This window comes from Bradyrhizobium sp. ARR65 (genome assembly GCF_000472385.1).
Lineage (GTDB): Bacteria > Pseudomonadota > Alphaproteobacteria > Rhizobiales > Xanthobacteraceae > Bradyrhizobium.
In genome coordinates this window covers 63,755-76,496 of sequence record NZ_AWZU01000030.1, presented here as the reverse complement: position 1 = coordinate 76,496, position 12,742 = coordinate 63,755, and the positions used below count along the sequence as shown (strand labels likewise).

Genomic DNA, 12,742 nt, shown 5'->3' with positions numbered 1-12,742 from the left:
CAGGTGCGGCACCATGGGAGGAAATGAATGAAGTGCATCACCAGACTGCTCTGCGCCACCGCCCTGGCGTCGATCGCGTTTGCTCCGGCATCCGCCAAGGAACTCAACAAGGTTGGCATCTCGGTTGGCCTGCTCGGCAATCCGTTCTTCGTCGCCACCATCAAGGGCATCGAGGACGCCGCCAAGAAGATCAACCCGAAGGTCCAGGTCACGTCCGTGTCCGCGGACTATGACCTCAACAAGCAAGTCTCACAGGTCGACAACTTCATCGCCGCCGGCGTCGACGTGATCATGCTGAACGCCGTCGACGCGAAGGCCATTGCGCCGGCGGTCAAGAAGGCGCAGGCGGCCGGCATTGTCGTCGCTGCATTCGACGTCTCGGCGCCGGGCGCCGACGTCACGGTGATGACCAACAATGTCAAGGCGGGCGAGGAGGCCTGCCAGTATCTGGTCGAGCGGACGGGCGGCAAGGGCAACTATATCATCCTCAACGGCCCGGCCTCGTCGTCCATCCTCGACCGCGTGCAGGGCTGCAAGAAGCTGCTCTCCAAGTATCCCGACATCAAGATCCTGTCGGACGATCAGAATGCGGAAGGCTCGCGTGACGGCGGCTTAAAGGTCTTTCAGGCCCTGCTGACCCGTTTCGACAAGATCGATGCGGTCTTCGCCATCAACGATCCGACGGCGATCGGCGCGCAGCTTGCCGCTCGCCAGCTCAACCGCAAGGAGTTCATCATCACGGCGGTCGATGGCGCGCCCGACATCGAGAAGGAGTTCGCCAGCGGCAAGTCGCTGATCAAGGCCTCGGCCTCGCAGGATCCGTATGTCATGGCCGGACAGTCGCTCAACATGGCGGCGGAGGTTCTTGCCGGCAAGAAGCCGGCCGAGTCGACCGTTCTGCTCGATCCGAAGCTGATTACGGCCGAAAACCTCAAGGACTACAAAGGCTGGACTGCAGCCCGCTAACTCGCCTCAACGGGCCCGGCCGCGCCACGGCGGCCGGGCGTTCTGATCTCAATGGGGAGCAGCGCCATGGCACATGTGGGCATCCATTCCTTTGTCTGGTCGGCCAGCTCGGATCAAGCTGCGTTGGACCGCACGCTGGAGAGCACCAAAGAGGCAGGTTTCGACCTGATCGAATTCTCATATCTCGATCCGGCCAGTGTCGACGTCGATCGGCTCGCCAAGCGGATCGCCTCGCTCGGGCTCGGCGTCGCGACCAGCATCGGGCTGCCGGCTGACGGCGATATTTCCAGTGCCGACAAGGACGTTGTCGCGCGCGGTGTTGGCATTCTCGATCGCATGGTCGCGCTGACCCGAGATGTCGGCGGAAGGACGCTCGCCGGCATCCTGCAGACAAGCCACGGCCTGCAAACCGACATGCCTACGGCGGACGGATGGAATCGCAGCGCACATACGCTGGCAGAAGTCGCGGAGAGGGCCAAGCGGGCCGGCGTCTCGCTGAATGTGGAGACTGTCAACCGCTTCGAATGTAACCTGCTCAACACGGCGGCCCAGGGCCTCGCCTATATTGAGACCTCGGGGTCGGACAACATCTTCCTGCATCTTGACACCTTCCACATGAATATCGAGGAGGCCGATGTGGCGCTCGCGATACGGCATGCCGGGGACAAGATCGGCTATTTCCACATTGGCGAAAGCCATCGCGGCTATCTCGGTACCGGCAGCATCGACTGGCCGTCCGTGTTCGACGCCCTCATTGACATCGGCTATTCGAAGGACATCACCTTCGAATCCTTCTCCTCGGAAATCGTCGATCAGAACCTGTCGCGGAGGACGGCGATCTGGCGCAATCTCTGGTCTGACAACAGGGACCTTGCCAGGCATGCCCGGCGTTTCATCGAGGTCGGCATGGAGACGGCGCGCCGGAAGAGCGAGCTCGTCAAAGCGGAACACAGGCCGTGACCAGACCTGTATCGCAACACGGTCCGCTCGCTGTTTTCGATCTCGGGAAGACGAACTCCAAGCTGTTTGTCTTTGCGCCGGATGGCGCGGTTCTGGATGAGCGGCGCGCCAAGCCGGTTTGGGGCTCCTACAAAGGGAGGGCGGTGCTGGACGAGCAGCATTTCTTCCGCTGGATGCACCGCGAATTGACGGATGTGGTGTCCAAGCACGGGGTCACCGGGCTTATGATCTCAGCTCATGGCTGCACCTTTGCACTTGTGCAGGGGCAGGACAGGTTGCTGCATCCAATTCTCGATTACGAGCAGGAGATTCCCGACGCGGTTGCCGCAAAAATCGCTCCGATCCTGCCCGACTTTTCCGAAACCTACACGCCGCATCTGCCGTTGGGGTTTTGTATCGCACGCCACATCTTCTGGCTCGAGGAGGAGGAGCCGCAGGCCTTCGCCGAGACCGAGTCGATCCTGTGCTATCCGCAATACTGGATCTGGCGGTTCACAGGCCGGCATCTCTCTGAATATTCCTATCTCGGCGCGCATAACCAGCTCTGGGCGCCGCTGAAGCGCGACTACAGCTCTCTCGTCGATCGTCTCGGATGGCGGTCCAAGTTCCCTGCGATCGTCCCCTCTGGCACTATCGTTGGCCAGGCGACCGTGCGCCTCAATGACGGATCGGAGACAACTATCGACGTGCACAATGGAGTGCATGACTCCAATTCGGCGCTCGCCTACTACCGCATGACCGGGCTCGAGCATTTTACGATCGTCTCGACCGGAACATGGGTCATCATCATCAATCTCGATTGTCCGCTGGGCGCGCTCGACGAGGAGCGCGACATGCTCTCCAATGTGACCGTCAACGGCGAGCCGGCGCCATCGTTGCGCTTCATGGGCGGCCGTGAATACGACCTGATCAGCGGCGGCTGGAGCAAGCCGATCGGCCAAGCCGCAGTTCAGGCGGTGATGGCGCGCGGCGTGTTCGCGTTGCCGTCATGGGCTGCCGGCGGTCCGTTCCCGGAGGTCAAGGGCGAGATCGTGGGCGGCGAGGTCGCGGGCGAGGAGCGCGCCGCGGTTGCCGCGCTCTATGTCGTGATGATGACGGACTTGTCGCTCGACCTGATCCGCTCGACCAACAAGGTGGTGGTCGATGGCGGGTTGGCGAAGATCGAGCTCTACACTTCCATGCTGGCGCAGCTCCGCTCCACGCAGGCGGTCGTACGCAGCACCATGAGCGAGGGATCCGCCACGGGCGCTGCTGCGCTCGCCTTCAAGGCGCGAGGCTCGTTTCCGTTCAAGGACGAGACCGTGCCTGTCGCCGCGAGCGGCATCGCCGGGCTTGAGGTGTATCGCGATCGGTGGCGTGATCTCGCGAGCGCGGCGCGGGCAAGGGCGCGCCACGCGGCAGGACTGGAGTAAGCGGAATGGCTGACACGCCCGCCTTTGTGACGTTGAGCGGCATCTCCAAGGCCTTCGCCGGCGTGAGGGTGCTCAAGGACGTCAGTTTCGACGTGCGTCCGGGCGAGGTGCATGCGCTGCTCGGCGAGAACGGCGCGGGCAAGTCGACGCTGATCAAGATTCTGTCAGGCCTCTACACGCCCGATACCGGCACGATCATCATTGACGGAAAGAACGTGAAGTTCGCTTCGCCCCGCGATGCCACGGCCGCGGGCATCGCGACTGTCTATCAGGAGCTGCTGCTTTTTCCCGAGCTCTCGGTCGCCGAGAACGTGTTTCTCGGCAACTACCCGCGCACGTCGATGGGCATCATCGATTGGGCTGAGGTGCGTTCGCGCACACGTGAACTGCTCGATTCGCTTGACACTCACGATCTCGACGTCGATGACAAGGTGCTGTCGCTTTCGGTCGCCCAGCGCCAGCGCGTGGAGATCGCCAAGGCGCTGTCGAAGAACGCGCGCGTGCTGATCATGGACGAGCCGACGGCCTCGCTGGTCGAGGCCGACGTGCGCCGGCTCATGGATATCGTACGCCAGTTGCGCGCCCGCGGTGTTGGCATCATCTATGTCAGCCACCGCATGTCCGAGATCTTTGCGCTGGCCGACCGCGTCACGGTGCTGCGCGACGGTGCCTTCGTGGCGACCAGGGATGTCGGCGACGTCGACGAAGCCGGGCTCGTCGCGCTCATGGTCGGACGCTCGATCGAGAGTCTGTTCCCCAAGCTGGATGTCCCGATCGGCGAAACGGTGCTGGAGGTGAAGAACCTCAATCACGGCCGGCATGTCCGCGACATATCCTTTGGACTGCGCAAAGGTGAGGTTCTTGGCGTAGCCGGTCTTGTCGGTTCAGGTCGAACAGAGCTGGCGCTGACGCTCTTCGGCATGACGCCCGCGACGTCCGGGGAGATTTTGCTCGACGGCAGGCCGGTGTCGATCAGATCGCCGTTGCAGGCGCGCGATCTCGGGATCGCCTATGTGCCCGAAGACCGTGGTCTGCAGGGACTGGTCAAGCCCATGACGATTCGCAAAAACGTGACCATGGCGACGCTCGAGAAGGTGTCGAGCGGCATGTTCCTCAGGGCGCGCGAAGAGGCCTCGCGTGCCATGGCCGCAGTCAAACGCCTCGGCATTCGCTGCCGGAATATCGACCAGCCCGTTGCGCAGCTTTCCGGCGGCAACCAGCAGAAAGTCGTGATTGCCAAATGGCTGCAGACGAACCCGCGCATCCTCATTCTGGATGAGCCGACCCGCGGCGTCGACGTCGGGGCGAAGTCGGAGATCCATTTGGTCATGGGCGAGCTCGTGAAGCAGGGCGTGGCCATTCTGATGATCTCTAGCGAACTGCCTGAAGTGCTCGGCATGAGCGACCGGGTGCTGGTGATGAGCGACGGAAGGATCACGGATGTGCTCGACCGCGCCGAGGCGACGCCCGAGCGCGTCGGGGCCGCGATGACCGCGCCAAGATCGGCGGAGGCTGCGTGATGGCCGTGACAGGGGTCGAGCTGTCGTCAGCCCGTTTGCAGCGGAATCGGCGCTCTGGCGTCCTGAAACGCCTGATGTCGGACTATGGACAGGAGGTCGTGGTGTTCGCTGCGATCATCACTCTCTTCGTCGTTGTCACGATGATCAACCCGCGCTTCGTCAGTGCCAACAACCTGACCTCGATCTTCGCTGGAAACGCCTATATCGCGGTGGCTGCGATCGGCATGTCGATGGTCATCATCACGGGCAACATCGACGTTTCCGTGGGTGCACTGATCGGCGTGTTGGCGACGATTTCGGGCACGCTCGCGGTCGCCGGCTATCCGATCTGGGTGGCGTGGTTCCTCCCGGTGCTGGTCGGCATGGCCATCAACGCGGTCATCGGCGTGCTCGTCGCCTACGCCAAAATCCCCTCGATCGTGGTGACACTCGGGGCATTGTCCATCCTGCGCGGCGGCCTTATCAGCGTCACTGGCGGGACCTGGATATCCAACCTGCCGCCTGATTTTCTGATCGCGCAGAAGAGGCTTCTTGGCGTTCCCGTGCCGCTGATAGCAATGGTGGTACTGACGCTCGCTGCCGCGGCCTGGATGCGTTATTTCGCCTTTGGACGATCGCTCTATGCGCTCGGCGGGAATCCCGAGGCCGCGGTTGCCAGCGGCATCCCGGCCGAGCGGCGCACCGTGGCGGTTTTCATCATCCACGGGTTCTTTGCAGGGCTAGCGACGATCCTCTTCGCCACACAGCTTCAGGTGATCCAGTCCACCGTGCCGCCAAACCTGGAACTGACCATCATCACGGCAGCGGTCATCGGAGGCGCCTCGATCCTGGGAGGTAGCGGAACGGTCGTCGGCTCCACGCTGGCGGCGATCCTCTTCGCGGCGATCGGATCGGCGCTGATCTTCACCAATGTCTCGGCCTATTGGTTCCGCGCGGTCATCGGCCTGCTGATCCTGGCGACCGTGCTGGCGGACATGCTGCGCCGCCAGCGCAGCACTTGAGAGGGATGATGACGCTTCGATCCTTCATCCGCCACGAAACCCTGCTGGCACTGCTGTTGGCGCTGGTGTTGGTTGTCCTGTCGCTACAGTCGGACAAGTTCTTAACGGTGCAGAATCTGCTGAACCAGGGCCGCCTGATGACCGAGACGGGTCTGATTGCGATCGCCATGACCTTTGTCATCGCGACGGGCGGCATCGACCTTTCGGTCGGCTCGATCCTCGGCCTTTCAGCGATCCTGACGGGCGTGTTCTGGCAGAACGTCGGCTTGCCTTTATCTGTGACCGCCGTCGCGGCAATCGCCGTCGGCACCATCGCCGGCCTGGTCAACGGGATCATTATCACACGCTTCAAGGTGCCGCCGCTGATCGCCACGCTGGCCACGCTGGCGCTCTATCGCGGCCTGGCGGAAGGCATCAGTCAGGCACGTTCGGTGCGCGGCTATCCGGAGTGGTTTTACGTGCTGGGTCAAGGATCCGTGTTAGGCGTGCCGACGCAGCTCTGGATCCTGCTCCTGGCCGCGGTTACGGCTTCCATCCTCCTTGCCTACACGCGCTATGGTCGAACCGTGTATGTCATCGGCTCCAACGAGGTTACAGCACGGTTTTCCGGTCTTTCCGTCGAGGGGACCAAGCTCGCCCTCTACACCGCATCAGGTTTCACCGCCGCGGTGGCAGCCGTGATTTTCGTTTCACGTGTCTCGACAACCCGCTCTGACATGGGCACCGGCATCGAACTCGACGCCATCACGGCAGTCGTCCTTGGCGGCACGTCGATCTTCGGCGGGCGAGGTACCGTTCTTGGTACGGTTATCGGGCTCTGCCTGATCCAGGCGCTCAAGAATGGTCTGTTGCTTGCCGGAGTCAAAGGCGACGGCACAATCATGCTGATCGGCGCAGTCCTGATCCTGGCGATCCTGGCCAGCAACCTTTTCGAGAGAAGCGGCCCTCGATAGCTCGGAGAACGTCGTCGCTCATTGCCGCATGAAGTGACCGGACAACACTGGAGGAAAAAAATGGGTAGAACACTTCTGTCCGCGCTGCTCGCGCTATCGTTGTCGACCGGCCTTGGTCATGCTGCTTCGCCCTGGACCGGCGGCGACGACCTGCCGACCAATCCGCTAGCCTGCGATGCGACACCGGCGAAGGCCGCGCCGAAGCCATATGATGGTGGCCAGCCGAGCAAAGCTCCCGACCGCAAGGGCAAGACGCTCAATGTCGTCGACGTGCCAAAGCTGGTCGGGATCGGATACTTCAACGCGACATCCAAGGGTATCGCGGACGCGGCCAAGGAAATGGGCACGATGAAGGCCAAGACCGACGGTCCGAGCAAGGCAAACATAGACGACCAGATCACGCTGATCGACAACTACATCACCAGCGGTGTCGACGGCATCCTTTTCGCTGCGAACGATCCGGTGGCGATCTCGCCCGTGCTTAAGAAGGCACTGCAGGCGGGCATCAACGTCGTCGGCTATGACGCCAACTCCGAGCCGGGCGCACGTCAGTGGTTCGTCAACCAGGCCGAGTTCAACGGCATCGCCAAGACGATGGTGGATTCGATGGCCGCCGAGATCGGCGAGGAGGGGGCTTTCGCCATCGTGACCTCGACCTTCACCACGCCGAACCAGGCGCGCTGGATCGCCGAGATGGCCGCCTATCAGAAGAAATGCCACCCCAAGATGAAGTGGCTGGAAACAGTTGAGGCACAGGAAGACAACATTTTGTCCTTCAACCAGTCCAACACGCTCATCAACAAGTATGGCGATGAATTGAAGGGCATCTTCGGCATGACATCCGTCGCGACGCCCGCCGCCGCCGATGCGGTGACGCAAGCGAAGAAGTGCGGTCAGGTCGCCGTCGTCGGCCTGGCGACCCCGAACGCGATGAAACCCTATGTTTCGTCCGGCTGCGTGAAGTCGGTGGTGCTGTGGAACCCGGTCGATCTCGGCTACGCTGCGGCCTATGTTCTGCGCGCCGTTGCGGACGGCACGCTGCAGCCAGGCGCGACATCGGTGAAGGCCGGCAGGCTGGGCGAGCTCAAGGTTATCAATGGTTCGGAAGTGCTGCTCGGTTCGCCGACTGTCTTCACCAAGGACAACATCAACAACTTCGATTTCTGATCGAAACGGAGGAGACGCGACATGCGTCTCCTCCCGCAAGTGCCGTAGATGGCCGCCGAAGCGGCGTATGACATATCGATGACTCAATCCATGAAGCCTTCAGATTTGCGTGCGGAACTCCAGGCGTTGCGCGACTTTTCCGCGCGCATCGGCGCCGACCTGCTGCTGACCCAGGCCGCCGGCGGCAATACCTCGCTCAAGGAAGGCGATACGCTCTGGATCAAGGCGTCGGGCACCTGGCTCGCGCATGCGCGGGAGCGGGACATCATGGTCCCGGTGCAGATGGCGCCACTGCTCGACGCCGTTGCGAACGCGCAACCGGAGGCCGAACAGGCCCAGCTCTTCGTCCTCACCGACCAAAATCCATCCGGCCTGCGTCCATCCATCGAGACCACGGTTCACGCTCTGATGCCGCACCGCGTTGTCGCGCATGTCCATTGCGTCGACACCATCGCCTTGGCTGTTCGCGAGGATGCGATGCCGATCCTGCAAGACAGGCTGTGCGGATCGAACTGGGCTTATGTGCCATATCGACGGCCGGGACTACCTCTGGCGCTCGGTATCGCCGAACACCGTCGCGATCGCCCCGATGTCATCATCCTCGGCAATCACGGGCTGGTCATTGGGGCGGAGACGGTCGCCGATGCCGCGGCTCTGCTGTCGCAGGTGAAGCAGTTGCTGAAGCAGGACGCACGCCCGGCGCCCGCCGGTGATGAGGGGGCACTGTCGAAGCTGGCAGGCAACAACTACCGGCTTCCGGCAGATGCCGCCGCACATGCCGTCGCGATGGATACGGGCAGCACAGCGATTGCGATCGGAGGAAGCCTTTATCCCGATCACGTTATTTTTCTGGGCATGGGGTCCGTTGCCGCAACGGCCGGCGAGACAGCGGACGATGTCGTCGCTCGTCTCGGGATGGCGCCGGTGGAGATTCTCTTTCCCGGCAAGGGGGTGCTGATGCGCCGGGATGCGACAGCGGGCGCGGATGCGATGGCAAGGTGCCTCGCCGACGTCACTGCACGCGTGCCCGAAGGTGCGCCTCTCCGCTATCTGACCAGCGAGGAGAATCTCGAGCTGACCGACTGGGATGCGGAAAAGTATCGGCAGAACCTGGACGCCATAGCGTCATCAGCGATCCGGGATGTCTCCTGATGTCAGCGGTTGTCATCGGCATCGACATCGGCTCGTCGGGCGCGCGCGCTGTTGCCATGGATGCGACGAGCAGGATAGTCGCCCAGTCGACTTCCTCCTTGTCCGACTTTGGCGACAATCATCTCGATCCGGACATCTGGTGGGCGGCTGTCGCGCGCAGCATTCGCGGCTGCATGGAGGCGATCGACAACAGCGAGGTTCGCGCCATGGCCGTCGACGGCACGTCCGGCACGGTGCTTCCCGTCGACTCGACGGGCCGGCCGCTGGCTGCGCCGCTGATGTACAACGATAAGGTCGCGGATGCCGGCCTGCTGGCTCGCATCGCACCGCTGATGCCGCCGGAGAGCGCAGCACATGGCCCCACATCCGGCTTGGCGAAGATGCTGTTTTTTCAGCTCGTGCCCGGCGTTGCCAAGCTCTTGCATCAGGCGGACTGGATTGCCGGAAGGTTGTCGGGCCGTTTCGATGTGACGGACGAAAACAATGCGCTGAAGTCCGGCTACGATCCGGTCGCTGGCCGCTGGCCGGGGTGGATTGCCGGCACGGGGCTGAAGCCGGAATTTCTTCCCAGGGTGCTTGCGCCCGGCGCCGTGATCGGAAACATCCAGGCCGCGGCGGCCGACCAGTTCCGGCTGCCATCGGACGTTCGCATCGTCGCCGGTACGACGGATGGCTGCGCGTCCTTTCTGGCGACAGGTGCAAGCGAGCCTGGCGACGGCGTCAGCGCGCTTGGCTCGTCACTCACCCTCAAGCTGCTCTCGAGCGCACCGATCTTCGCGCCCGAGTTTGGCATCTATAGCCACCACATCCTCGGCATGTGGCTCGCGGGCGGAGCTTCCAACACAGGGGGCAAAGTGTTGGCGCATTTCTTCGATCCGGACAGTCTGCGGCGCCTGTCGGCAACCATCGATCCGTCTCGGCCGAGCGGCCTCGACTACTATCCTCTGCTGTCGCCAGGCGAGCGATTTCCGATCATGGATCCATCGCTGCCGCCACGCCTTGAGCCGCGTCCCGCAGAAGAGGGCGAATTTCTCAAGGGCCTGCTCGAAGGCATCGCCGCGATCGAGCAGCTCGGTTATCAACGCCTCGAGGAGTTTGGTGCGCCAAAGCTCAAATCCGTGCGCAGCGTCGGCGGCGGCTCGGCCAATCCGCATTGGACAAGCATTCGTCGGCGCCTGCTGGGCGTGCCATTCCTGGCCGCAGCCTCGGGAGAGGCCGCGGCCGGTGCCGCCCGGCTCGCGCTTGCGGGCGCGCGCGAGGCCGGGATTGTCTGATGCATAATACCCGCTCATCTCGGGGCATTCAGGACCTTGTCGACCTGTTCGACTGCTTTATCGTGGACCAATTCGGTGTGCTGCATGACGGCATGCGGCCTTATCCCGGCGCGGTTGACGCGCTCGTCATGCTGAAGCGGGCCGGCAAAACGATCCTGGTTCTGTCGAATTCCGGACGCCGGTCCGCTCCCAACGAGCAGCGGCTGCTGCGGCTCGGCTTCCAGATCGGCAGCTGGGATTATTTCCTGTCGTCGGGAGAGGTTGCCTGGAAACGGCTCGACAGGCTGCTAAGGGAGCGGGGCGGGGCGGAGCCGCTGAAATGCCTCCTCTTGGCGCGTGGAGGCGATCGTTCTGCGGTGGAGGGATTGCCGCTCGAAATCGTGGATTCGGGGGCGGATGCCGATATCGTGCTCCTGTCCGGCAGCATGGGGGATCGTTTCGATATGGATCACTACCGCCGGCTGCTGGAACCAGCGGCTGCGCGCAACGTGACGTGCATATGCACAAATCCCGACAAGATCATGCTGACGGAGGTCGGGCCGCGCTTCGGCGCGGGACGGATTGCAGAGGTCTATGCCGAGATGGGGGCTCCCGTGATGAGGATCGGCAAGCCGTTTCCGGAGATCTACCAAATCGCCGTAGAGATGCTCGGCCACCCGCCCGCCATCCGCACGGCCTGTGTCGGCGATAGCATCGAGCATGACATCGCCGGCGGGCGAAGGGCTGGCCTGCCAACGGTGCTTGTCGGCACCGGCATTCTCGACACACTGTCCCGTGCTGAAAAGGCCGAGCTGTTTCGACGACATGGCGCGGCACCGGACTATTTTCTCCCGGCTTTCACTTGGTGAAGTATACCGGAGGCTGGCATGGAAAATGTCATCGCTGACGATATTGTTGCCGCAGGCAATGCGGAGCGCGAGAAGGCGCTGCGGACGGACTATGCGGCGCTCGGCGAGCAGCTACACCGCCGCGCCATCGATATCGACGCCATTTTGAAGAAGCTCGAAGCCTTCGGCGTGGCGATCCCGTCCTGGGGCGTCGGAACGGGGGGAACGCGCTTCGCCCGTTTTCCCGGCGACGGCGAGCCGCGCGATATCTTCGACAAGATCGAGGATTGCGCTGTCATTCAGCAATTGACCCGCGCCACGCCAAGGGTGTCGTTACACATCCCCTGGGACAAGGCCGATCCGAAGCGCTTGAAACAGGCGGCATCGCGTCACGGCCTTGGGTTCGACGCGATGAACTCGAACACCTTCTCCGACGCGAAGGATCAGAAGCATTCCTACAAGTTCGGATCGCTCTCCCATGCCGATCCCGGTACGCGCCGGCAGGCGGTCGAGCACAATCTTGAATGCATCGAAATCGGCAGGACGCTCGGCTCCAAGGCGCTGACCATCTGGATCGGGGACGGCTCGAATTTCCCGGGCCAGGTGAATTTCGCAAGAGCGTTCGAGCGCTATCTTGACTCGGTCCGGACCGTCTACGCGGCGTTGCCCGACGATTGGCGTCTCTTCACCGAACACAAAATGTACGAACCGGCTTTTTATTCGACGGTCGTGCAAGATTGGGGGACGAACTACATCATCGCGAAGGAGCTCGGCGATAAGGCCTACTGCCTCGTCGATCTTGGTCATCACGCGCCGAACGTCAACATCGAAATGATTGTTTCGCGCCTGGTTCAGTTCGGCAAGCTGGGCGGTTTCCATTTCAACGATTCGAAGTACGGCGACGACGACCTGGACGCAGGCTCGATCGATCCTTACCGGCTGTTCCTTGTCTTCAACGAACTGGTCGATGCGGAACAGTCCAAGAAAAAGGGCTTCGATCCGGCGCATATGCTCGACCAGAGCCATAACGTCACGGATCCGATCGAGAGCCTGATGTTGTCGGCAATCGAGGTGCAGCGGGCCTACGCGCAAGCGCTCTTGGTCGACCGGAATGCCCTTGAAGCGTACCAGGAGGCCAATGACGCGCTGATGGCGACGCAGACATTGAAGTCCGCTTACCGCACCGACGTCGAGCCGATCTTGGCAATGGCGCGCCTGAATACGGGCGGTGCCATCGATCCCGTCGCTGCCTATCGCGCCAGCGGCTATCGCCGCAAGGTCGCCTCCGAGCGCCCCGCCGTTGCGGCCGGTGGCGGCGGTATCGTCTAGTCATCCGAGGTTGAGAAGAGGGGTCATGGCGGACCAGAACGCAGCGCCGAACTGGCGCGCGCCACGAGCCTCGCATGGATTGCCACCGCTCCGACGTCACCGGACGCCAATCAAGAGCTTGCGGCACAATTGCGCTGCAGCATGAAGAAGGGCTTGACGACCCCGACTGCCTCTGCAATTT

General features: G+C 62.6%; 11 protein-coding genes. All 11 read left to right on the top strand.

Features of this window, described 5'->3' with window-relative positions; genetic code table 11:
• Positions 1-27: 27 nt before the first annotated feature.
• The 11 genes from F758_RS0127805 (at position 28) to rhaI (ending at position 12,561) form a co-directional block, all read left to right on the top strand.
• Positions 28-966 (top strand): ABC transporter substrate-binding protein, encoded by a 939-nt coding sequence (locus tag F758_RS0127805; protein WP_024510962.1) that lies wholly within the window; start codon positions 28-30, stop codon positions 964-966.
• A 66-nt stretch (positions 967-1,032) separates the two neighbouring features.
• A complete protein-coding gene (locus F758_RS0127800; RefSeq protein WP_024510961.1) occupies positions 1,033-1,926 on the top strand; it encodes a sugar phosphate isomerase/epimerase family protein in 894 nt (297 codons plus the stop codon).
• Positions 1,923-3,338 carry an FGGY-family carbohydrate kinase gene (locus F758_RS0127795; protein ID WP_024510960.1) on the top strand — a complete coding sequence of 472 codons (1,416 nt, stop codon included), beginning with the start codon at positions 1,923-1,925 and terminating at the stop codon, positions 3,336-3,338. The genes F758_RS0127800 and F758_RS0127795 overlap by 4 nt, the downstream gene beginning before the upstream one ends.
• 5 nt (positions 3,339-3,343) lie before the next feature.
• The gene (locus F758_RS0127790) at positions 3,344-4,858 is read left to right on the top strand and encodes a sugar ABC transporter ATP-binding protein (RefSeq protein ID WP_024510959.1); all 1,515 of its coding nucleotides are present in this window, start codon (positions 3,344-3,346) and stop codon (positions 4,856-4,858) included.
• Positions 4,858-5,859 (top strand): ABC transporter permease, encoded by a 1,002-nt coding sequence (locus F758_RS0127785; protein WP_024510958.1) that lies wholly within the window; start codon positions 4,858-4,860, stop codon positions 5,857-5,859. Before F758_RS0127790 ends, F758_RS0127785 begins: the two co-directional genes overlap by 1 nt.
• A gap of 65 nt (positions 5,860-5,924) precedes the next feature.
• The gene (locus F758_RS0127780) at positions 5,925-6,812 is read left to right on the top strand and encodes an ABC transporter permease (RefSeq protein WP_349543423.1); all 888 of its coding nucleotides are present in this window, start codon (positions 5,925-5,927) and stop codon (positions 6,810-6,812) included.
• A 60-nt stretch (positions 6,813-6,872) separates the two neighbouring features.
• A complete protein-coding gene (locus tag F758_RS0127775) occupies positions 6,873-7,979 on the top strand; it encodes an autoinducer 2 ABC transporter substrate-binding protein (RefSeq protein WP_024510956.1) in 1,107 nt (368 codons plus the stop codon).
• A gap of 90 nt (positions 7,980-8,069) precedes the next feature.
• The gene (locus F758_RS0127770; protein ID WP_024510955.1) at positions 8,070-9,131 is read left to right on the top strand and encodes a class II aldolase/adducin family protein; all 1,062 of its coding nucleotides are present in this window, start codon (positions 8,070-8,072) and stop codon (positions 9,129-9,131) included.
• Positions 9,131-10,405, top strand: a complete 1,275-nt coding sequence (locus F758_RS0127765; RefSeq protein WP_024510954.1) for an FGGY-family carbohydrate kinase — start codon at positions 9,131-9,133, stop codon at positions 10,403-10,405. The genes F758_RS0127770 and F758_RS0127765 overlap by 1 nt, the downstream gene beginning before the upstream one ends.
• Entirely contained in the window at positions 10,405-11,253 is an 849-nt protein-coding gene (locus tag F758_RS0127760; protein WP_024510953.1) for a TIGR01459 family HAD-type hydrolase, read from the top strand. Before F758_RS0127765 ends, F758_RS0127760 begins: the two co-directional genes overlap by 1 nt.
• Before the next feature lie 18 nt (positions 11,254-11,271).
• The gene (gene rhaI, locus F758_RS0127755) at positions 11,272-12,561 is read left to right on the top strand and encodes an L-rhamnose catabolism isomerase (RefSeq protein ID WP_024510952.1); all 1,290 of its coding nucleotides are present in this window, start codon (positions 11,272-11,274) and stop codon (positions 12,559-12,561) included.
• Positions 12,562-12,742 lie beyond the last annotated feature (181 nt).

What these genes read in the sequence shown, in the direction of transcription:
- F758_RS0127805 (WP_024510962.1), top strand. Translation starts at nt 28, where the DNA reads ATGAAGTGCATCACCAGACTGCTCTGCGCCACCGCCCTGGCGTCGATC.
- F758_RS0127800 (WP_024510961.1), top strand. Translation starts at nt 1,033, where the DNA reads ATGGCACATGTGGGCATCCATTCCTTTGTCTGGTCGGCCAGCTCGGAT.
- F758_RS0127790 (WP_024510959.1), top strand. Translation starts at nt 3,344, where the DNA reads ATGGCTGACACGCCCGCCTTTGTGACGTTGAGCGGCATCTCCAAGGCC.
- F758_RS0127785 (WP_024510958.1), top strand. Translation starts at nt 4,858, where the DNA reads ATGGCCGTGACAGGGGTCGAGCTGTCGTCAGCCCGTTTGCAGCGGAAT.
- F758_RS0127775 (WP_024510956.1), top strand. Translation starts at nt 6,873, where the DNA reads ATGGGTAGAACACTTCTGTCCGCGCTGCTCGCGCTATCGTTGTCGACC.
- F758_RS0127770 (WP_024510955.1), top strand. Translation starts at nt 8,070, where the DNA reads ATGAAGCCTTCAGATTTGCGTGCGGAACTCCAGGCGTTGCGCGACTTT.
- F758_RS0127765 (WP_024510954.1), top strand. Translation starts at nt 9,131, where the DNA reads ATGTCAGCGGTTGTCATCGGCATCGACATCGGCTCGTCGGGCGCGCGC.
- F758_RS0127760 (WP_024510953.1), top strand. Translation starts at nt 10,405, where the DNA reads ATGCATAATACCCGCTCATCTCGGGGCATTCAGGACCTTGTCGACCTG.
- rhaI (WP_024510952.1), top strand. Translation starts at nt 11,272, where the DNA reads ATGGAAAATGTCATCGCTGACGATATTGTTGCCGCAGGCAATGCGGAG.